The sequence below is a fragment of the Modestobacter versicolor genome, assembly GCF_041028285.1.
Taxonomy (GTDB): Bacteria; Actinomycetota; Actinomycetes; order Mycobacteriales; family Geodermatophilaceae; genus Modestobacter; species Modestobacter versicolor_A.
In genome coordinates, this window is the sequence record NZ_JABGDB010000001.1 from 390,241 (window position 1) to 408,870 (window position 18,630).

General features: G+C 74.6%; 18 protein-coding genes. 8 read left to right on the forward strand and 10 right to left on the reverse strand.

Features of this window, described 5'->3' with window-relative positions; genetic code table 11:
• Positions 1-370: 370 nt before the first annotated feature.
• From HL054_RS02045 to HL054_RS02065, 5 genes are all read left to right on the forward strand, one after another.
• Positions 371-1,555, forward strand: coding sequence for a 4-hydroxybenzoate 3-monooxygenase (locus tag HL054_RS02045; RefSeq protein WP_369137021.1), 1,185 nt, complete (start codon positions 371-373; stop codon positions 1,553-1,555).
• 139 nt (positions 1,556-1,694) lie between these two features.
• Positions 1,695-2,546: a mycofactocin-coupled SDR family oxidoreductase gene (locus HL054_RS02050; RefSeq protein WP_369137022.1), complete on the forward strand. Its 852-nt coding sequence runs from the start codon at positions 1,695-1,697 to the stop codon at positions 2,544-2,546.
• Between the two features lie 182 nt (positions 2,547-2,728).
• A complete protein-coding gene (locus tag HL054_RS02055; RefSeq protein WP_369137023.1) occupies positions 2,729-3,352 on the forward strand; it encodes a DUF222 domain-containing protein in 624 nt (207 codons plus the stop codon).
• A gap of 37 nt (positions 3,353-3,389) precedes the next feature.
• Positions 3,390-3,920 (forward strand): HNH endonuclease signature motif containing protein, encoded by a 531-nt coding sequence (locus HL054_RS02060; RefSeq protein WP_369137024.1) that lies wholly within the window; start codon positions 3,390-3,392, stop codon positions 3,918-3,920.
• 136 nt (positions 3,921-4,056) lie between these two features.
• On the forward strand, positions 4,057-5,109 hold the full coding sequence (locus HL054_RS02065; RefSeq protein WP_369137025.1) for a GGDEF domain-containing protein: 1,053 nt from the start codon (positions 4,057-4,059) through the stop codon (positions 5,107-5,109).
• Here HL054_RS02065 and HL054_RS02070 read toward each other — a convergent pair.
• From HL054_RS02070 to HL054_RS02080, 3 genes are all read right to left on the reverse strand, one after another.
• Positions 5,099-5,866, reverse strand: a complete 768-nt coding sequence (locus HL054_RS02070; protein ID WP_369137026.1) for an aspartate/glutamate racemase family protein — start codon at positions 5,864-5,866, stop codon at positions 5,099-5,101. The genes HL054_RS02065 and HL054_RS02070 overlap by 11 nt on opposite strands.
• A 59-nt stretch (positions 5,867-5,925) precedes the next feature.
• Positions 5,926-7,476, reverse strand: a complete 1,551-nt coding sequence (locus HL054_RS02075; RefSeq protein ID WP_369137027.1) for an NCS1 family nucleobase:cation symporter-1 — start codon at positions 7,474-7,476, stop codon at positions 5,926-5,928.
• Between the two features lie 174 nt (positions 7,477-7,650).
• The gene (locus HL054_RS02080; protein WP_369137028.1) at positions 7,651-8,343 is read right to left on the reverse strand and encodes a GntR family transcriptional regulator; all 693 of its coding nucleotides are present in this window, start codon (positions 8,341-8,343) and stop codon (positions 7,651-7,653) included.
• Between the two features lie 140 nt (positions 8,344-8,483).
• On the opposite strand from HL054_RS02080, the gene HL054_RS02085 reads away from it, so the two are divergent.
• On the forward strand, positions 8,484-9,884 hold the full coding sequence (locus HL054_RS02085) for a TonB-dependent receptor (protein ID WP_369137029.1): 1,401 nt from the start codon (positions 8,484-8,486) through the stop codon (positions 9,882-9,884).
• 18 nt (positions 9,885-9,902) lie between these two features.
• Here HL054_RS02085 and HL054_RS02090 read toward each other — a convergent pair whose 3' ends face one another.
• Entirely contained in the window at positions 9,903-10,532 is a 630-nt protein-coding gene (locus tag HL054_RS02090) for a cytochrome b/b6 domain-containing protein (RefSeq protein ID WP_369137030.1), read from the reverse strand.
• Positions 10,516-11,244 (reverse strand): molybdopterin-dependent oxidoreductase, encoded by a 729-nt coding sequence (locus tag HL054_RS02095; protein ID WP_369137031.1) that lies wholly within the window; start codon positions 11,242-11,244, stop codon positions 10,516-10,518. Before HL054_RS02095 ends, HL054_RS02090 begins: the two co-directional genes overlap by 17 nt.
• 198 nt (positions 11,245-11,442) lie before the next feature.
• Between HL054_RS02095 and HL054_RS02100 the strand changes: the two genes are divergently transcribed.
• Positions 11,443-13,275, forward strand: a complete 1,833-nt coding sequence (locus tag HL054_RS02100; protein ID WP_369137032.1) for a lytic transglycosylase domain-containing protein — start codon at positions 11,443-11,445, stop codon at positions 13,273-13,275.
• A 10-nt stretch (positions 13,276-13,285) separates the two neighbouring features.
• On the opposite strand, the gene HL054_RS02105 is transcribed toward HL054_RS02100, so the two are convergent.
• The 4 genes from HL054_RS02105 to HL054_RS02120 all read right to left on the reverse strand — a co-directional run bounded on the left by HL054_RS02105 (position 13,286) and on the right by HL054_RS02120 (position 16,600).
• Positions 13,286-14,389: a maleylacetate reductase gene (locus HL054_RS02105; RefSeq protein WP_369137033.1), complete on the reverse strand. Its 1,104-nt coding sequence runs from the start codon at positions 14,387-14,389 to the stop codon at positions 13,286-13,288.
• Positions 14,386-15,288: a dioxygenase family protein gene (locus HL054_RS02110; RefSeq protein ID WP_369137034.1), complete on the reverse strand. Its 903-nt coding sequence runs from the start codon at positions 15,286-15,288 to the stop codon at positions 14,386-14,388. Before HL054_RS02110 ends, HL054_RS02105 begins: the two co-directional genes overlap by 4 nt.
• Before the next feature lie 85 nt (positions 15,289-15,373).
• The gene (locus HL054_RS02115; RefSeq protein ID WP_369137035.1) at positions 15,374-15,769 is read right to left on the reverse strand and encodes a TIGR03618 family F420-dependent PPOX class oxidoreductase; all 396 of its coding nucleotides are present in this window, start codon (positions 15,767-15,769) and stop codon (positions 15,374-15,376) included.
• A gap of 81 nt (positions 15,770-15,850) precedes the next feature.
• Positions 15,851-16,600, reverse strand: a complete 750-nt coding sequence (locus HL054_RS02120; RefSeq protein WP_369137036.1) for an SDR family oxidoreductase — start codon at positions 16,598-16,600, stop codon at positions 15,851-15,853.
• Positions 16,601-16,717: 117 nt separating this feature from the next.
• Between HL054_RS02120 and sigJ the strand changes: the two genes are divergently transcribed.
• A complete protein-coding gene (gene sigJ, locus HL054_RS02125; protein ID WP_369137037.1) occupies positions 16,718-17,605 on the forward strand; it encodes an RNA polymerase sigma factor SigJ in 888 nt (295 codons plus the stop codon).
• Positions 17,606-17,614: 9 nt separating this feature from the next.
• Here sigJ and HL054_RS02130 read toward each other — a convergent pair whose 3' ends face one another.
• Positions 17,615-18,583: an anti-sigma factor RsbA family regulatory protein gene (locus HL054_RS02130; RefSeq protein ID WP_369137038.1), complete on the reverse strand. Its 969-nt coding sequence runs from the start codon at positions 18,581-18,583 to the stop codon at positions 17,615-17,617.
• Between the last annotated feature and the right edge of the window lie 47 nt (positions 18,584-18,630).

Genomic DNA, 18,630 nt, shown 5'->3' on the forward strand with positions numbered 1-18,630 from the left:
CCCCTCGCGGGCCAGCTCCGGAGGTCGTCCTTGTCCGCCAGCCACTCGACGGGAGCCCGCCTCGCCGCGGACGTCGTCGTGGACGTGCTCGGTGGACGGCCGTGCCGGGGCCACCGCGGGCAGTCGGGTGCGGTAGCCGTACCCGAGGCGTACGGCGCAGCCGTACGCCAGGTGGCTCCCCGCCACTGAGTGCCCGGGTCCGCTGACGGACCCGGAGCAGGAGCCCCTCGCCGCTCGCGAGGGTGAGTGCTCCACCCGACCGCGTGGTCGCGCTCTGCGCCACGCCGTCGCCCTCCCCTGAGCCGCCGCCGGCGCACCCGCGCCCGCGGTGTCGTCCGCACGTCCCCCTGTCTCGACGAGGAGATCAGTCATGCGCACCCAGGTCGCGATCATCGGCGCCGGACCGGCCGGTCTGATGCTGTCCCACCTGCTCCACCTCCGCGGCATCGACTCCGTCGTGGTCGACGTGCGCACCCGTGAGGAGATCGAGGCGACGATCAAGGCCGGGGTGCTCGAGCAGTCGACGGTCGACCTGTTGCAGCAGACCGGGGTGGGGGAGCGGCTGGGCAGGGAGGGTGCCCCGCACGACCGGATCAACTTCGCCTTCGGCGGCGAGCTGCGGCAGGTCGACATGGCGGAGCTGACCGGCGGCCGCAGGGTGACCGTCTACGCCCAGCACGAGGTGCTCAAGGACCTCATCGCCCGCCGGCTGGCCGACGGCGGGGACCTCCGCTTCGGGATCAGCGGCACCACGGTGGCCGACGTCGACACCGACCGGCCCACCGTCGACTTCACCGAGCACGGGCGCCGGGTGCGGGTGGAGTGCGACGTGGTGGTCGGCTGCGACGGGTCGCGGACCTCCACCCGCTTCCTCATCCCCGAGGGCAGCGTGCGGACGGACTACTTCCGCCAGTACCCGTTCGCCTGGTTCGGCATCCTCGCCGAGGCGCCCCCGACGGCGGAGGGGCTGGTCTACGCGCGCTCGGAGCGCGGCTTCGCCCTGATCTCCACCCGGTCGCCCCAGGTGCAGCGGCTCTACTTCCAGTGCGACCCGGCGACGTCGGCTGACGACTGGTCCGACGACCGCATCTGGTCGGAGCTGCAGGCCCGGGTCACGGAGGCGGGCATCAGCGTGCCCACCGGGCGGATCTTCCAGAAGGACGTGCTGCACTTCCGCAGCTTCGTCTGCGAGCCGATGCAGTACGGGCGGCTCTTCCTCGCCGGCGACGCCGCGCACACCGTGCCGCCCACCGGCGCGAAGGGCCTCAACCTCGCGATGGCCGACGTCTACGTGCTGGACCGGGCGCTGGGCGCGCGGTTCGCCGACCACGACTCCCGGCTGCTCGAGTCCTACACCGAGACCGCGCTCGCCCGGGTGTGGCGGGCCCAGCACTTCTCCTGGTGGATGACCTCGATGCTCCACCGGTTCTCCGACGTGACGGACTTCGACCGGCGCCGGCAGACGGCCGAGCTGGAGATGGTCGTCAGCTCGCCGTCCGCGTCCCGGATGCTGGCCGAGAACTACGCCGGCCTGCCGCTGGAGCCGGTCGGCTGACCGCACCCGGCTGCGACGGTGCCCCCGGTCGGCCGGGGGCACCGTCGTCGCTGTTCGTGGCACAGAGTGCCACCAAGGTGGCAGAGTCCGGCGCGGGCCGCTCGGCCCACGCGACGACGCAGACCTGGAGGACGACGCGATGACCAACCCGGTTCCGGAAGCGCCCGTGCCGCACGACCCGATCGCCCGGCGGTTCGAGGGGAAGGTCGCCTTCATCACCGGCGCCGCCCGCGGGCAGGGGCGGGCCGAGGCGGTGCGGCTGGCCGCCGAGGGGGCGGACGTCATCGCCGTCGACATCGCCGCCCAGGTGCCGGAGACCCAGTACGAGGGCGCGAGCCCGGAGGACCTCGCCGAGACGGTCCGCCTGGTCGAGGCGCTGGACCGCCGGATCGTCGCCACCCAGGCCGACATCCGCGACTACGACGCCCTGAAGGCGGCCCTGGACGCCGGGGTCGCCGAGCTCGGCCGGCTCGACGTCGTCATCGCCAACGCCGGGACGACGACCGCGGCGAGGACCTGGGAGATCGACGCGGCGCACTGGAAGGAGCAGATCGACACCAACCTGACCGGGCCGTTCCACACCGCCAAGGTCGCGATCCCGATCATGATCGAGCAGGGCACCGGCGGGGCGATCATCTTCACCAGCTCGGTCGCCGGGCTCCGCGGGCTGCCCTACCTGGCCGGCTACGTGGCCGCCAAGCACGGCGTCACCGGCCTGGCCAAGACGCTGGCCAACGAGCTCGCCGAGTACCGCATCCGGGTCAACACCGTGCACCCGCACGGCGTGCAGACCGGCCTCACCGTGCCCGAGCTGTTCCCGATGATCCAGGACGCCAGCCCGACGCTGAGCACCCTCTACATGGGGCAGCTGCCCGACCCGGTCAGCCAGGCCGACGACATCGCCGCGGCCGTGGCCTGGCTCGCGTCCAACGAGGCGCGGCACGTCACCGGCATCCAGCTCCCGGTCGACCTGGGGCGCACCAACCGCTGACCTGCTCGTCGCGGCCGGCGCCGCTCCTCGGCGCCGGTCGCACGGTCTGTCAAGGGCTGGCCGAGATCTGTGGACGCGCGTCTGACCTGGGGATATGCCTGGTGGACCACCTCGTGACGCGCTAGACTCCGTACAGGTGTTCGAAGCGGTCGGGAGGTGTCGTGGGCGAGTTGCAGTCGGCCGTGGACGCCCTCGCCGCGGAGGACCTGACCCATCTGTTCGGGCCGGCGTTGTTGGAGCGGCTGGGTCCGTTGCTGGTGTTGCAGAACGGGATCGCGGCTGAGGTCGCTCGCACGGTCCGGCAGTGCGAGTTGGCCGGGGCGGCGGAGCACGACGGGTTGAAGTCGATGGCCTCGTGGTTGCGCGGGCACGCCCGCCTGTCGACGGTTGAGGCGGGGCGGGTGGTGCGGACCGGCCGGGCGTTGGAGCACCTGCCGGCCACGGCGGCGGCGTTCGCCGACGGTGCGCTGACCGCTGGTCAGGTGGCGACGATCGCCCCGATCGCGGGGGAGGAGCAGCGGGCGGCGGCCGAGGCGCAGGGAGTGGATCTGGGTGCGGTGGACCGGGCGCTGGCCGAGGTGGCGCAGTCCCCGGCGCACGAGCGGCTGGCGCAGGCGGTGCACCACTACCTCGAAGCGCTCGACCCCGACGGCACCGAGCCGGACCCCACCGAGGGGCGTCGACTGAGCATCGCCAAGCACGCGGATGGCAGCGTCAGCGGCCGGTTCGACCTGGATGCGGTGGGTGGGGAGAAGGTGCAGGCGGCGATCGAGTCGATCGTGCAGGCGAACCGGCCCGCTGGGTGATGACCGCACCCGGGCGCAGCAGAACGCCGACGCCCTGGTGCAGTTGTGCGACAACCAGCTCGCCGCCGGCACCCTGCCCACTCTGCGGACGGTGAAGCCGCACCTGGTGGTCACCATCGACGTCGACGACCTCACCGACACGGGCACGACGGGGCCGGGGGCGGCGCGGACGGGGTTCGGTGCCCGGATCTCCGCCGCCCGGGCTCGCTGGCTGGCCTGCGACGCCAGCATCTCTCGGCTCGTGATGGGCCCGGATGGGTTGCCGTTGGACGTGGGCCGGGAGAAGCGGGTCGTTCCACCGCACCTGCGGCGGGCGGTGGAGCAGCGGGACGGGCACTGCGTGTTCACCGGCTGCGCGGCACCCACGCACTGGTGCGACGTCCACCACCTACGCGAGTGGGTCGCCGATGAGGGCGAGACCAGCCTCGACAACTCCGCGCTGCTGTGCGAACGCCACCACACCAAGGTCCACCACGGGTTCCGGGTCGAACGACGACCCGGCGGGCGGTGGCGCACCTGGCGACCCGACGGCACCGAGATCGTGATCGGCACACCGCTGCTCGTCTGAGCCGCGCCGACCACCGTGACCGGCACCGGACGGGCCGCGCCCTCATCCCTCGGGAGGGGATCGGTGTGTGGCGCTCCAGTCGGGCACCTGCCGTACCGATCCAGCAGGCGTGAGGACCCGCCGACCGTCCCGCCCCGTGCCCTCCCGCGCCCTGCCGGGCTGGTGGTGGCGCGGCGGTGAGGCCGTGGGCTACGGCCGCATGCTCGGACTCGGCTCGCTGCTGGCGACGGCCCTGGCCCTCGCCGTGCTGCACCCGACCGCGGTGCAGTGGCCGCAGCTGGCCGCCGTCGGTGCCTTCCACCTGGTCGCGGTGTGGCTGAGCTTCGCCCTGCCCTGGCAGCGCTGGTCGCCGTGGGCGCTGCTCGCCTTCCCCGTCGTCTCGATGGCCGCCCTCGTGATGGTCACCGACGCGGTGCCCGAGCTGGCCGGCGTCCTGGTCGGCTTCTTCGTGCTCTGCTTCGCCTACGCCGGCCTCTTCCTCCCGGCGCGGGGCGGGTGGGTGCTGCTCCCGCTGGCGCTGCCCGCCTACTTCGGCACGCTCGGCGCGGTCACCTCGCCGCTCGTCCTCCGCACCGCCTTCGTCGCGCTGGCTTGGCTGGTCCTCAGCGAGCTGCTGCACCGGCTGCAGTCCCGGCAGCGCGAGCTCGTCGAGCAGCTGCGCGCCGACAACCTCGTCGACCCGCTCACCGGCCTGGCCAACCGCCGCGGCCAGGCCCGCTTCCTCACCGAGGCCGAACCGGGCGACGTCTTCGTCGTCCTCGACCTCGACCACTTCAAGCTGGTCAACGACGAGCAGGGGCACGCCGTCGGCGACGTCGTGCTCGCCACCTTCGGTCGGCTCCTGCAGCAGCAGCTGCGCACCCGGGACCGGGCCTCGCGCTCCGGTGGCGAGGAGATGCTCGTCCTGCTGCGCTGCGGCGACGGCCGGTGCGGCGAGGAGCTCGTCCGGCGGCTCCGGGCGGCCGCGGCCCAGGCCGACCTCGGCGTCACCTTCTCCGCCGGCCTCGCCGTCTACCGCGCCGGCCAGACCGTCGAGCAGGCCATCGCCGACGCCGACCGGGCCACCTACTGCGCCAAGCACGCCGGCCGCGACCAGGCCTGGATCGCCGGCGACCCGCGCAACGGCGTCCCCGACGTCCGCGTCCGCTACCACGACCCGGTGACCACCGGCCTGGCCGTCACCGGCTGACCTCCCACTCCGGTGCGGCCACGGGCGCCCCGACGCCGAACTGCTCGAGCGCGCCCGTGTACCGCTTCGGCGGGGGAGCGGCGAACTCCCCGCGCTTGCCGGTCGACAGCCCGAGCCGCACCAGCCCCTCGACGATCGTCACCGCGGCGGCCACGCCGTCGACCACCGGCACCCCGATCCGCACCGTCAGCTCGGCGGCGAGGTCGGCCATCCCGGCACAGCCGAGCACGATCGCGTCGCAGCCGTCGGTGCCGACGACGTCCGCGCACTCGGCCGCGATCCGGGAGCGCGCCGCCGGGTCGCTCTCCAGCGCCAGCACCGGGATCTCCACCGCGCGCACCGTCCGGCACTGCTCCCGCACCCCGTACCGGCCGGCCAGCTCCCACGCCCGGCCGGTGGTCCGCTGCAGGGTGGTGACGACGCCGAACGTCCGGCCCAGGTACGTCGCCGTCCGCATGCTGGCCTCGGCGATCCCCACGACCGGACCAGCAGCCAGCTCCCGGGCGGCGTCCAGCCCCGGGTCGCCGAAGCAGGCGACGACGTGGCCGTCGGCGCCTGCGGCCTCGCCGGCCGCGATCCGTGCGAGCAGACCAGGCACGGCCAGCGCCTCGTCGTAGTGGCTCTCGATGGACGCCGGCCCCATCTCCGGGTGGACGGCGACGACCGCGGTGCCCGGGCCGGCGGCGGCCCGGGCACTGCGCCCGATCAGGTCGGTCATCGACGCGGTGGTGTTCGGGTTGACGACCTGGATGAGCACGGAACACCTCTCTGCGATCTGTCCGTCGGCCCCGTCGCGGGGAGGGTGGGGTCCTCCGCCTACGCCACGGTCCCGTCGGAGACGCCGGGCTCGGCCGTGTCCAGCGGCACGATCATCGGCCGCACCCGCTCCAGCAGGGCGAAGAGGAAGAAGCCCAGCCCGCAGCCGATGAACCAGCCGTAGTCGCCCACCGAGGCGAACAGCGTGAGCAGGACCGTCGGCACCCCGGCGCCGACCACCGCCATGACGGCGTTCGGGTTGTAGCCGCCGCGGAACCAGTACCGGCCGGTCGGAGCCATCGAGTACATGTCGTCGACGGCGATCCGCTGCCGGCTGGCCAGGTAGTAGCCGGCGATCAGGATGCCGAACAGCGGGCCGATGAGGCTGCCCAGGATGCCCAGGGTGAAGCGGATGCCCTCGGCGCTGTCGTACCAGTTCCACGGGGTGAGCAGCACCGAGCCCACGGCGGCGATCATCCCGCCGGCCCGCCAGCTGATCTTCTGCGGCGAGACGTTGGAGAAGTCGAAGGCCGGGGCGATGAAGTTGGCGACGATGTTGATGCCCACGGTCGCGACGACGAAGGTCAGCCCGCCGAGCAGGATCGCGAACGTGGAGTCGATGGCCTCGACGGTGGCGATCGGGTCGGTGATCAGCTCACCGAACACCGGAACGGTCGCCGAGGCGCAGACGACGGTGAGGATCGAGAAGAACAGGAAGTTCAGCGGCAGCCCGAGCAGGTTGCCGCGCTTGACCGCGGCAAAGCTCTTGCCGTAGCGGGCGAAGTCGCCGAAGTTCAGCATCGGGCCGGAGAAGTAGGAGACGACCAGCGCGATCGCGCCGAGCATCGTGGAGACCGTCGCCCAGCCGCTCAGCGTGGGGCCGGTGTGCAGGCTCAGGTCGATGTTCGACCAGCCGGCCTGGGACACCAGGTAGACCGCCAGCACGATCATGACGACGTAGACGGCCGGGCCGGCGAAGTCGATGAACCGCCGGATCGTCTCCATGCCCCGCCAGAAGAGGGCGGCCTGGGCCACCCACAGCACCGCGAAGGAGATCCAGCCCAGCGCGGCCAGCCCCAGGAACGACGGCTCGAGCAGCGACTCGGCGCCGGGGACGAACTTCAGCCAGATGATGTTCAGGCTGCTCGCGGCCAGGTAGGTCTGCACCCCGTACCAGGCGACCGCGATCAGGCCGCGGATGATCGCCGGGATGTTCGCGCCCTTGACCCCGAACACCGCCCGGTTGATCACCGGGTACGGGACGCCGGTCTTCTGGCTGGGCTTGGCGACCAGGTTCACGAACACCTGGACGATGACGATCCCGACCACGAGCGCGACCAGCACCTGCCAGGCGGCGATGCCCAGCGCGAACAGGCTGCCGGCGGTGACGTACCCGCCGACGCTGTGCACGTCGGACATCCAGAACGCGAAGATGTTGTAGGAGCCCCAGCGCTGCTGACGCAGCGGCGCGAGGTCCTCGTTGGTGAGCCGGGGGTCGTAGTCGGCGCCGATCAGCGCTCCACCGGGGGCGGCCGCGGACGGCGCTGTCCCGGAGTGGCCGGGCGGGACGTCGGGGTCGAGCGCCGTGGGCTCGGGCGAGGTGGTCGTCATGGGGGCTCCTGCGGATCGTCGGCTGGTGCGGCAGCGGCGGGTGACGAGCGCGTCGTGCCCGGGAGGCGCCGGGGGGTCGGCCGTCCGGGATCGACGGCGCGAACGCTAGGGAGCAGGTGTTGCCCACGCGTGTCCCCGCGGGTATATCCGCGGCGGCGGATCGGCAGCAGGAGATCAGCCGTGCTCGGGGATGCCCGCCACGACGTCCTGCAGCCGGGCGTAGTGCACGCCGGTGAGGGCGATCAGCGCGTCGGCGTCCCGGGCGGCGAAGGCGTCGAGCATGGCCACGTGGTCGTCGGCGAGCGCGGCGGTGGCGGCCGCCGACGCGTGCGACATGGGCCGGCCCGGTTCGGTGACGTTCCAGGCCCGTTCGAACATCTGCAGCAGCCGGTGCATCCGGCACGGCTCGATCAGCGCCAGGTGGAACCGGCGGCTCCACCGGTGGTGGTCGGCCACGCCGCCGGTCGCGTTGGCCGCCTCCAACGCCCGCAGCGCCGTCGCCGCGACCCCGACGTCCTCGGCCGTCGCCCGGGCCACCGCGGTGGGCAGCGCCGCCGTCTCCAGGCTCGCCCGGACGACGTACAGCTCGGCCAGCTCGGCGCGGGTCAGCCTGGCGACGACGTAAGCCCCGCGCGGCTGGTGCTCGACCAGCCCCTCGGCCACCAGCGTCTTCAGCGCCTCGCGCACCGGGATGTGGCTGAGGGAGAACCGGGCCGCGACGTCATCCACCGGGATCGCGGCACCCGGCGGCACCCGTCCGGACAGGATGACCGCCCGCAGCTCCTCGAGCACCAGCGCCTGGGACGGGGTGTCGCGGGCGCTGGCCAGGGCCTGCACCCACGGCGCGGGCGGACGCTGCCTGGACACCCGACCGACCCCCTCCACCCGCTGGAGCCGCGGACGCTAGCCGGGCCGTGTTACGGGTCGTCGTCCGATCGACACGCGGTGTCCACCCGTGGCCGCTACCCTCCCGCCACAGCCGAGCGGCAACCACGACAGGAGCCCCCATGGACGCCGGCGCGGACACCCTGCAGAAGGCGCTGCAGATCAACCTCGACCCCCGCTGGTACGGCACGATCGCCGAGATCGGCGCCGGCCAGGAGGTCGCCCGCTGGTTCTTCCGCGCGGGCGGGGCCGCCGGCACGGTCGCGAAGTCGATGTCGGCCTACGACATGTCGGTCAGCGACGCCGTCTACGGCAAGTCCGACCGGTACGTCTCCAAGGGCCGGCTGCAGGCGATGCTCGACCACGAGTACCAGCTGAACCTCGACCGGCTGAGCGACCAGCGCGGTGACGAGACGGCCTTCTTCGCCTTCGCCGACACCGTCGTCGCGCGCAGCTACCGCGGCGGGAACGAGTGCCACGGCTGGATGGGCGTGAAGTTCCAGTCCCACCCGCGCGACGAGGCGAGTCAGGTCGTCGTCCACGTGCGGATGCTCGACGACGAGGCCGCCCTCCAGCAGGAGGCGCTGGGCGTGGTCGGGGTCAACCTGCTGCACGCCGCGTTCTTCCTGCACCACGAGCCCGAGCAGCTGGTGGAGAACCTGCTCGACCGGCTCACCACCGGCCGGATCGAGATCGACATGATCGAGCTGCGCGGCATCGAGTTCCGGGCCGTCGACAACCGGCTGATGGCGCTGAAGCTGGTCCAGCTCGGGCTCAGCGGCGCGGCGATGTTCGGCCCCGACCGCCAGGTGCTGCAGCCCAGCGAGGTGCTCCGGAAGCGGGCGATCCTGGTCGAGCGCGGCAGCTTCCGCCCGCCCACGGTGGTCAACATCGCCATGCTGGAGCAGGCGCAGGAGAAGTTCGTGCAGGACCCCGCGGTCGACGAGCAGGAGGTCCTGCTGCTCACCGAGCTCACCATGGCCAACCTGCGCGCCGGCGGGGACGTCGTCGACCGGCGCGACTTCCTGGCCCGCGCCGACCTGCTGGCCGCCTGCGGGCTGACGGTGCTGATCTCGGACTTCCTCGCCTACCACCGGCTCGCCGCCTACCTGAGCTGGCGCACCGACCGGCGGATCGGCATGGTCATGGGCGTCCCGAGCCTGATCGACATGTTCGACGAGGCCACCCACGCGCACCTGCCGGGCGGGATCCTGGAGAGCTTCGGCCGGCTGCTGAAGAACGACCTCCGGCTGTTCGTGCACCCGATGCTCCGGGACGGCGAGGTCGTCACCGTCGACACCGTCCAGGTGGCCGACGAGCTGCAGCCGCTCTTCGACTACCTCGCCCGCCGCGGCAGCTTCGTCGGGCTCGACGACTACGACCCCGCCCACCTGCCGATCCTCAGCCGGGACGTGCTCCGGCGGATCCCCACCGACGACGAGTCGTGGGAGGCCATGGTGCCGCCCGAGGTGAGCGGCCTGATCCGCAAGCGCGGGTTCTTCGGCTACCCGCGCGACCGCTGACCGCTCAGCGCCGACCGCTCAGCGGTCCTCGAGCTCCTCGGCCCAGGCCGGGTGCTCGTGCCGGGCCCAGCGGCGGGGCACCGTGCCGGTGCGCAGGCTGCGCATCGCGATCGGGTCGCGGAGGGCGAACGAGAGGTGGCCGAGCACCAGCAGGCCCAGGGCGAGGGCGAACCAGTCGTGCATCAGGGTGGCCCCGGTGCGCCAGGCCAGCGGCGCCAGGTCGGTGGCCTGCATGAACGCGCCGGACAGCAGCAGGACGGCGATGGCCCCGGCGCTCAGCGACCCGTTCAGCTTCTGCCCGGCGTTGAACTTGCCCACCGGGATGCGGCCGTCCCGGCGGGTGCGGGAGCGCAGCCACCGCCAGTCGTGCCGGGTGAACCGGTCCAGCCGGCGCAGCTCCGCGCGGTAGCCGGCCGACAGCAGCCCGGCCAGCAGCGGAACCGGCAGCGCCCAGCCCGCCCAGACGTGCACCAGCTCGACCGCCCGCCGGTGCCCGACCAGCACCTGCAGCGAGCTGTTGTAGAGCACGGCCGCGGTGGCGATGCAGACCAGCACCAGCACGCCGACCAGCCCGTGCACCCACCGCGCCGGCCGGCCGAACCGGGCGAACTCGGGCTCGGCGGGCGGGGCGTCAGCCGGTCGGGTCATCGGCCCGGCCGTTGGAGGAACCCACCCAGGCGTCGACCGAGTACCTGCGGTCCTCCCAGTACCCCGGTTCGACGTCGCGGGTCAGCTCGATCCCCGACAGCCACTTCAGGCTCTTGTAGCCGTACATCGGTGCCACGAACAGCCGCACCGGACCGCCGTGGTCGTGGGTCACCGGTCCGTCGAGCATCTGCAGCGCCACCAGGACGTCGTCCCGCCGGGCCTGCTCCAGCGTGAGGCTCTCGGTGTAGGTGCCGTCGAAGGAGGTGAACCGGACCGCGGTGGCGCGGTCGTCGGCGCCGGCGAGGTCGATCAGGTGCGACAGCCGGACGCCGGCCCAGCGGACGTCGGGCACCCGCCAGCCGGTGACGCACTGGAAGTCGCGCACCAGCTCGGTCTGCGGCATCGCGGCCAGGTCGGCCAGGGTGAACCGGCCCGGCTGCTGCACCAGGCCGCCGACGGTCAACCGGTAGTCGCCGGCGTCCTGCTCGTCGACCGCCCCGGTCACGGAGTAGTAGCGGAAGGTGTTGCCGAGCGGGAGCAGCGAGACCAGGCCCGTCGGGTCACGGGTCTGCACCGGTGCCAGCGCGGCGCTCAGCCCGTCCTGCAGGGCGGTGCCGGTGACGATGCCCAGCGTCCCCAGGCCGAGGAGGCCGAGGAAGACCCGCCGGCCCACCGGGGTGCCGGCGGCGGGATCGCGCTGGTCGGCGGGCACGGCACCACGGTAGGCCGCTCCGTCGACCCCAGGAGTTCAGCTGCGGGCATGGCGCCGGTGGCCCGGTCGGCCTACGGTCGGGCTCGTCCGTGTCGGTGTGCCGTCCGGTGCACGTCGCGGGCTCGGCAGCAGGGTCGGCCGAGGGGGAGCATCGGTGCCGGAGCTCGAGCAGTGCAGCCACCCGCGGGCAGCCGCGTCATGAGCCGACGGGCCGGGCGCGGGCTCGGGGCGGGCCTGGCGGCCGGGTCGCTGGTCGCCGTCCTGGCGGTGCTGCCCGCCGCCAGCGCCAGCCCGACCGCGGCCACCCCGGTGGCCGCACGTGCGACCCCCGGTCCAGCGCCCCAGGACCGCCCCGTCCGGTCGGTCGTCCCGGGCGCCACGGCCCCGGACGTCGCTCCGCCGGCTGCCGACCGCCCCGACGTCGAGCCGGCCGCTCCCACCACAGCCCCTGATCTGCCCGTGCCGGCTCCCCCGGTCGCTGCGCCGGCCGACCCGGTGCATCCGGTCGCGGTGCCGCCCGCGCTGCCCCGCCCTGCCGGCGAGGCGTCGCCGCTGGCCGGGAACGGCATCCCGACGACCGCGCTGGCCGCCTACGCCCGGGCCGCGGCCGGCGCCGACTGCGACATCGACTGGTCGCTGATCGCCGCGATCGGCCGGGTGGAGTCGAACCACGGCCGGTTCGCCGGCGCGGTCCTGCACACCGACGGCACCTCGACGCCCCCGGTCGTGGGCATCCCGCTGACCGGGGCCGGCACCGCCCGGATCATGGACTCCGACGGTGGCCGGTACGACCGCGACACCGTCTACGACCGGGCGGTCGGCCCGATGCAGTTCATCCCGGCGACCTGGGCCCGCTACGGCGCCGACGGCGACGGCGACGGGGTGGAGGACCCGTTCACCCTCTTCGACGCCGCCGCGGCCGCGGCGGACTACCTGTGCGCGGCCGGCGGCGACCTCACCGGCCCGGCCGGTCAGGCGCGCGCCGTGTTCGCCTACAACCACTCCGACGAGTACGTCGCCTCGGTGCTCCGGCTCGCCGCCACCTACGCCGGGACGACGCCGCTGCCGGACCTGCCGCCCGCCGCTCCGGTGCGCCCGCCGGCCCGGGTCCTGCCGGTGCCCGTGCTGCCCCCGCCTGCCCTGCCCCCGCGTGCTCTGCCCGCGCCTTCCCTGCCGGTGCCCGACCCGCCGGTGGTGGCGGCGCCGGAGCCGCGGGCGCCGGAGGTGCCGGTGCCCGGTCCGCCGGTGCTCGCTGCGCCGGCACCAGCCCTGCCCCTGGAGCTGCCGGCTGCCGACCCGGTGGTGCCGCCGGCGCCCGCCGCCCCGGAGCAGCTGCAGCCCGCCGAGCCCGAGCCGACCGCGGACCCCGAGCCGACCACGGAGCCCGAGCCGACCGCGGAGCCCGAGCCGACCGCGGAGCCGGCGCCTCCCGCGGACCTCGCGCCCGTGCAGCCCGCGCCCGAGGTGGTCCCCGGGCCCGGCGACGAGCCGACACCGACCGAGGTGCCCGCGCCCCCTGTCGAGCCGGCTCCCGAGGCGACGCCGGACCTGGTGCCCCGCGACGAGCCGGCACCGACCGAGGAGCCCACACCCCCCGCCGAGCCCGCCCCCCAGCCCGCCCCCGAGCCGGCGCCCGAGGTGACGCCCGAGCCCGGCGTCGAGCCAGCACCGGAGCCGGACCCGGAGCCCGAGCCCGACCCGGAGCCGGCCCCTGACACCTGCCTCGGCGGAGCAGCACCGGCGACGGTCGACCTGGTCGACGGCACCGGCGACCCGGCGGTCGCCGCCGCGGTGGCCGAGGGGCTGACCGCGGCCGGGCTGACCGTCGGCGCGGTGAGCACCGGGGAGGTCGCCGCCTCGGGCATCGAGCACCCGGCGGCTTCAGCGGCCGGCGCCGAGTGGCTGGCCGCTGCACTGGGCACGGGCGGGTCGCGGGTGGCCGACGTCCCGCAGGTCACCCTCGTCCTCGGCCCGGCGGACGCGGCCGGGCTGGTCGCGGCCGTCGCCGCGCTGCCCGACTGCGGCGGCTGATCGGACGCGCTCAGCCTGCGGCGAGCGCCGCCGGGTCGACGCCGGCGACGGCGGCCTCGAGCAGCGCGGTCAGCCTGTCGCCGGTCAGCGGCCGCGGGTTGGCGTACGGGCTGCCCAGCACGGTTGCCACGATCTCCGGCACGTCGGCGGCGGACAGCCCGAGGGCGGCCAGCGCCGTCGGCGCGCCCAGCCGGCGGGCCAGCTGCCACAGCGCGGTCGCCGGGGCGTCGGAGGACAGCGCGGCGGCCAGCGTCCGGTGCGCGAACGGCGCGGCGGGCAGGTTGAACGCCAGCGAGTACGGGAACAGCGCGGCGTGCGTCTCGGCGTGCGGCAGCCCGAAGGCGCCGCCCAGCGTGTGGCAGAGCTTGTGGTGCAGCGCCATCGTGGTCGCCGCCAGGCAGCAGCCGCACAGCCACGCGGCGGTCAGCGCGGCACCGCGGGCCGCGGCGTCGGCGGGGTCCTCGACCAGCCGGGGGAGCGCCGCCAGCATCGCCTCGGTCGCGCTCGCCGCCATCGCGTCGGTGAGCGGGGTGGCGTCCGGCGCGTACAGCGCCTCCGCAGCGTGCGCGACCGCGTTCAGCCCGCTGGTCACCGACGTCGCCACCGGCAGCCCGGTGGTGAGCTGCGGGTCGTAGACCACCGTGCTCGCCCGCACCGCGTCGCTGCGCCCCGTCGTCTTCACGCCGTCGCTGGTCACGCCCCAGACCGGGGTCATCTCCGAGCCGGAGTAGGTGGTGGGCACCGCCAGGTAGGGCACCCCGGCGTCCCGGGCGACCGCCTTGGCCAGGCCGATCGTCGAACCGCCGCCGACGGCCAGGCACGCGTCGGCACCGCGGAGCGCGGCGACCGCGGCCGCGATCGACCCGACCGGCACGTGCTGCACCGCACCGGCGTGCACCCCGGCCGCCCGGTCGCCGAGCAGCCCGGCGACCCGCTCACCCAGCCGCCGCTGCCCCGGCGTGCTCAGCACCAGCACCCGGGACCAGCCCAGCCGGCCGACCTCCGCGGGCAGCTGGTCGACGGCGCCGGGCCCGAACACCACTCGGGGCACCGGCGCGGCGACGAAGGACCGGCCCGCCGCGAACCGCTCGAGCACCGGGTCGGCGCTGCTCATCCCGCCGCCGTCGGCTCGGCGCGCTCCACCACGAGGTCGACCTGGGCGTGCCGGAAGGGGTTGGCGACGCCGGAGCGCGCCGCCTCCGCCGCGTCGTCCACCGGGTCGAAGTCGCGGACCAGGCTGCGCTTGACGGCGAACACCGCGTCGGAGTCCAGGTACGGGCTGCCGGCCACGAAGATGTGCGTCGTCACCGGCACGAATCCGTCGGCGTCGGCGATGAAGTGCACGTGCGCCGGCCGGTTCGGGTGCCGCCCGGTGGCACCGAGCAGCCGGCCGACCGGTCCGTCGGTCGGGATCGGGTACCAGCTGGGGACGACGGTGCTGAACCAGAACCGGCCCTCGTCGTCGGTGGTGAACAGCCCCCGGCCGTTGCCCGCGGGCTGCACGTCGGGGCGCTGGACGTCGTAGAAGCCGTTCTCGTCGGCCTGCCAGACGTCGACCGACGCGCCGGGCACCGGGTCGCCGACGGTGGTGAGCACCCGCCCGGTGACCACGCACGGTTCCCGCCCGCCGACCAGGTCGATGGAGTCGCCGTTGGCCCGGACCGGCGACTCGGTCATGTGGAAGGGACCGAGCACGGTGGCCTCGGTGGCCCCGGCGACCTTGCGGTGGTTGATGTTCTCCACCAGCGCCGAGATGCCCAGCACGTCGGAGAGCAGCACGAATTCCTGCCGGGTGTCGTCGCACGTCTGGCCGGTGCGGGTGAGGAAGTCGACGGCCGCCTCCCACTCCGCGATGGTCGGCTCGACCTCCCGGACGGCGGCGTGCAGGTGCCGCACCACGGCCGACAGCAGGGCCTGCAGGCGCGGGTCCGCGCTGCCGGCGAAGCTGTCGACGACGGCGTCGGTGACGGTGTCCTCGGTGATGTCCTCGGGCACGACGTCGCGGTCGGTCATGGTGCTGCTCCTCTGCGCCGGCGCGGGGCGCCAGGATAGGCGGTCCAGGTCACCGCCGGTGCGGAGCCGCCGGCACGCCGGGAGGTCAGCCCTGCGGCGAGCTGACCTTGTCCGCCTCGATCGTCACCAGCAGCCGCACCTGGTCCCGGCCGCCGTACCAGGGGTACGGACCGCCGGTGTACTTCTGGGACAGCTGGTCGATGTGCTCGGTGGCGCCGTCGGCGGTGATCGACACGACCCGGCCGCGGACGGCGTAGTAGCGGGAGACGTCCGCCGGGTCGGCGACGTTGACGGCCACCCGGGCGTCCCGCTCCATGTTCTGCACCTTCTGGAAGCTCGCGACGGTGTTGATCAGGATGTTCGTGCCGTCGGTGTCCACCCAGGTCTGGGTCATCTGCGGCGCTCCGTCGGGCATGACGGTGGCCACGAAGCAGGGGCTGGGCTGGTTCAGCAGGTCGAGCAGGCCGGCAGGCAGGTCCACGTGGTTCCTCTCGGGCAGTCAGGTCGGGCCGACCCTGTCACGGCCCAGCGGTGCCCGCCTCCCGTCCTGCCGGCCGGTCCGTCACCTCGCGGGGGCCAGCGTCTCCAGGTACTCCGCGAAGGTGTGCACGCCGATCGTGGCCTCGCCCGCCGGGGTCAGCGCGCCCCCGGCCATCAGCTCCCCGGTCCGGCCCGGCACCTCCTGCACGCGCACCTCGACGTCCTCCCCGCGCCGGTCCAGGACGCGGCGGGCCATCTCCGCCACCGTCATCCGCTCCGGCCCGGCGATCGGCACGGTGACGCCCTGGGCCGGGCCGGTGGCCAGCTCGACCAGCCGGGCCGCCAGGTCGGCCGTCGCCACCGGCTGGGACAGCATCGGCGGCACCTCGGCCACCGGCCCGCTCTGCGGGCGCAGCACCTGGGCGGCGAAGTCGAAGAACTGCGTCGCGCGCAGCACCGTCCACGGCACCGGCCCCGCGGCCACCAGCTGCTCCTGCCGGCGCTTGCCGTAGTAGTAGTCCAGGTCGACGACGTCCGCGCCGACGATCGACAGCACGACCAGGTGCCCCACCCCGGCCCGCCGGCAGGCGTCGAGCAGGTGCTCGGCGACCGACGTGAAGAAGGCCTCGGACGCCTCGCGGGTCCAGACCGCCGCGTTCGAGACGTCGATGACCGCGTCCACGCCCTGCAGCGCGTCGTCCAGCCCTGTCCCGGTGGTGAGGTCGACGCCGGTGGACGGTGCGAGCACCACGCTCTCGTGCCCGGTGCGCGCGACCTCTGCGACGACGGCGCGACCGACGGTGCCGGTGCCCCCTGCAACTGCGATCCTCATGATCGTCTCCTCGTCCCGGGCCCCGGGTGGGCCCGTTCGAGGACAGGACGAGCCGGCCGGGAGGGGTGTGACATGGCACCGGTGTCACAGCCGGAGGGCCCCGACCGTCCTCCCCCAGTGGAGATCAACCGGATCGACGAGCTGGCCGCCACGTTCACCGCGCTGCGGTCGCGGCTGACCGGCATCGCCTACGCGATGCTGGGCACGACCGCCGAGGCCGAGGACGTCGTGTCGGACTGCTGGTTGCGGCTGGTCGCCGCCGACCAGCGGGAGGCGGTGCGCGACGTGGAGGCGTGGTGCACCGTGGCCACCTCGCGCCGGGCGCTGGACGTGCTGCGCTCGGCGCGGGTCCAGCGCGCGGCGTACGTGGGGCCGTGGCTGCCCGAGCCGCTGGTCACCTCGGCCGGGCCGGCGGACGACCCGGCCGACCGGGTGACCCTGGACGAGACGGTCAGCTACGCGCTGATGGTCGTGCTGGAGACCCTGACGCCCGCCGAGCGGGTGGTGTGGGTGCTGCACGAGGTCTTCGGCATGCCCTTCCCCGAGGTCGCCGCCGTGGTCGGGCGTTCGCCCGCCGCGGTCCGGCAGCTCGCGGTGCGGGCCCGGGCGCACGTCGCCGACGGGACGCCCCGGGTCGACGTCGGCGCCCGCGACCACTCCCGCACGGTGCAGGCGTTCCTGGCCGCCGCGGGGGACGGCGACCTCGACCGGCTGCTGACGCTGCTGGACCCGGACGTCGTCCTGACCAGCGACGGGGGAGGGGTCGCCAGCGCGGCACGGCGGCCCGTGCAGGGGGCCGACCGGGTGGGCCGGTTCCTTGTCGGGGTGGCGCGCAAGCTGGCCGCGGCCGACGAGGTCCGCGTGCTCCAGCTCAACGGCGGGCCGGGCTTCGAGTACCTGGCCGGTGGCGTCGTCCAGCTGGTCGGCGCGCTCACCGTCGTCGGCGGCCGGGTGCACCGGGTGGACCTGCTGGTCGCGCCGGCCAAGCTGCCCCGGCACCGCTGAGCCGGGCGGTCAGCGCAGCGAGGTCACCAGGCGCACGGTGAGGCCGTCGCCCTCGTCGAGGATGTCGACGTGGTCGCACAGCTGGCGGGCCAGCCACAGGCCCATGCCACCCCGGGAGAGGTCGGCGCCGTGGGCCGGGCCGTAGCCGGCGAAGGGGGCGTCCATGCCGGGGCCGTGGTCCCGGATCCGGCAGACCACCCGTTCGGCCGAGCCCCACAGCAGCAGCTGCACCGGGCGGCTCCCGTGGCGGAGGGCGTTCGAGCTCATCTCGTCGATCGCCAGGTGCAGGTCCTCGGCCAGCTCCGGCGAGCCGCCCAGGTCGGCCAGCCGGTCGCCGACGGTGTGCCGCAGCCCGATGAAGTCGGCGACGTCGTCCACGCGGAGCAGCGGCTCGGTGCGCTCCAGCGGCTCGTCGGGCACCGGCAGGGCCCGGAGCACGTCGGCGGGGTCGCTGTACCCGGGGTTGGCCTGCCGTCCGGCGGCGGTGACCAGGTACGGGTGCGTGGCCAGCCCGGTCGCGACCACCTCGTCGGGCAGCCGGCTGGTGTCGTACACGCACAGGCCCCACAGCGGGTGGTGGCGCAGCGCCTCGTTGATCACCGCCTCGTACCGTTCCCACTCCAGCCAGTCCCGCGGGGTGGGTCCGAAGACGGTCTCCCCGACGACGCGGAGCCGGCGGCCGGCAGGGGTGTGCTGCTCGGCCAGCTGCCGCAGCGCCGTGATGGCCGCGGGTGTGCGCCCGCGGTAGACCGTCGCAGGGTCGAGCACGAGCACCCGGTCGTCGTCCGCGAGCGCCTCGCGCAGCAGTGGCCCGATGCGCGGGCCGGCCGCGACGACCGCGCCGTCACCGGCCGCCAGGCCGGCGCGCAGGAAGGACTCCGCGTGCGCGGCGAGCTCCTCGGGCGAGTCGTCCAGGACGAGGTCGTGCAGGTACCCCAGTGGTCGTTCGGGGTGCTGGTCGGCCCCGGTCGCGGGCACGCGGGTCTCCCTCTTCGGTCGTCGTCGCCGACGTCCGCCGGTGCGGT

Excerpts from the sequence above, each read along its gene's own strand:
- HL054_RS02075 (WP_369137027.1), bottom strand. The coding sequence starts at position 7,476 with ATGACGACCACCTCGCCCGAGCCCACGGCGCTCGACCCCGACGTCCCG.
- HL054_RS02085 (WP_369137029.1), top strand. The coding sequence starts at position 8,484 with ATGGACGCCGGCGCGGACACCCTGCAGAAGGCGCTGCAGATCAACCTC.
- HL054_RS02105 (WP_369137033.1), bottom strand. The coding sequence starts at position 14,389 with ATGAGCAGCGCCGACCCGGTGCTCGAGCGGTTCGCGGCGGGCCGGTCC.
- HL054_RS02100 (WP_369137032.1), top strand. The coding sequence starts at position 11,443 with ATGAGCCGACGGGCCGGGCGCGGGCTCGGGGCGGGCCTGGCGGCCGGG.
- HL054_RS02050 (WP_369137022.1), top strand. The coding sequence starts at position 1,695 with ATGACCAACCCGGTTCCGGAAGCGCCCGTGCCGCACGACCCGATCGCC.
- HL054_RS02045 (WP_369137021.1), top strand. The coding sequence starts at position 371 with ATGCGCACCCAGGTCGCGATCATCGGCGCCGGACCGGCCGGTCTGATG.
- HL054_RS02090 (WP_369137030.1), bottom strand. The coding sequence starts at position 10,532 with ATGACCCGACCGGCTGACGCCCCGCCCGCCGAGCCCGAGTTCGCCCGG.
- HL054_RS02110 (WP_369137034.1), bottom strand. The coding sequence starts at position 15,288 with ATGACCGACCGCGACGTCGTGCCCGAGGACATCACCGAGGACACCGTC.
- HL054_RS02120 (WP_369137036.1), bottom strand. The coding sequence starts at position 16,600 with ATGAGGATCGCAGTTGCAGGGGGCACCGGCACCGTCGGTCGCGCCGTC.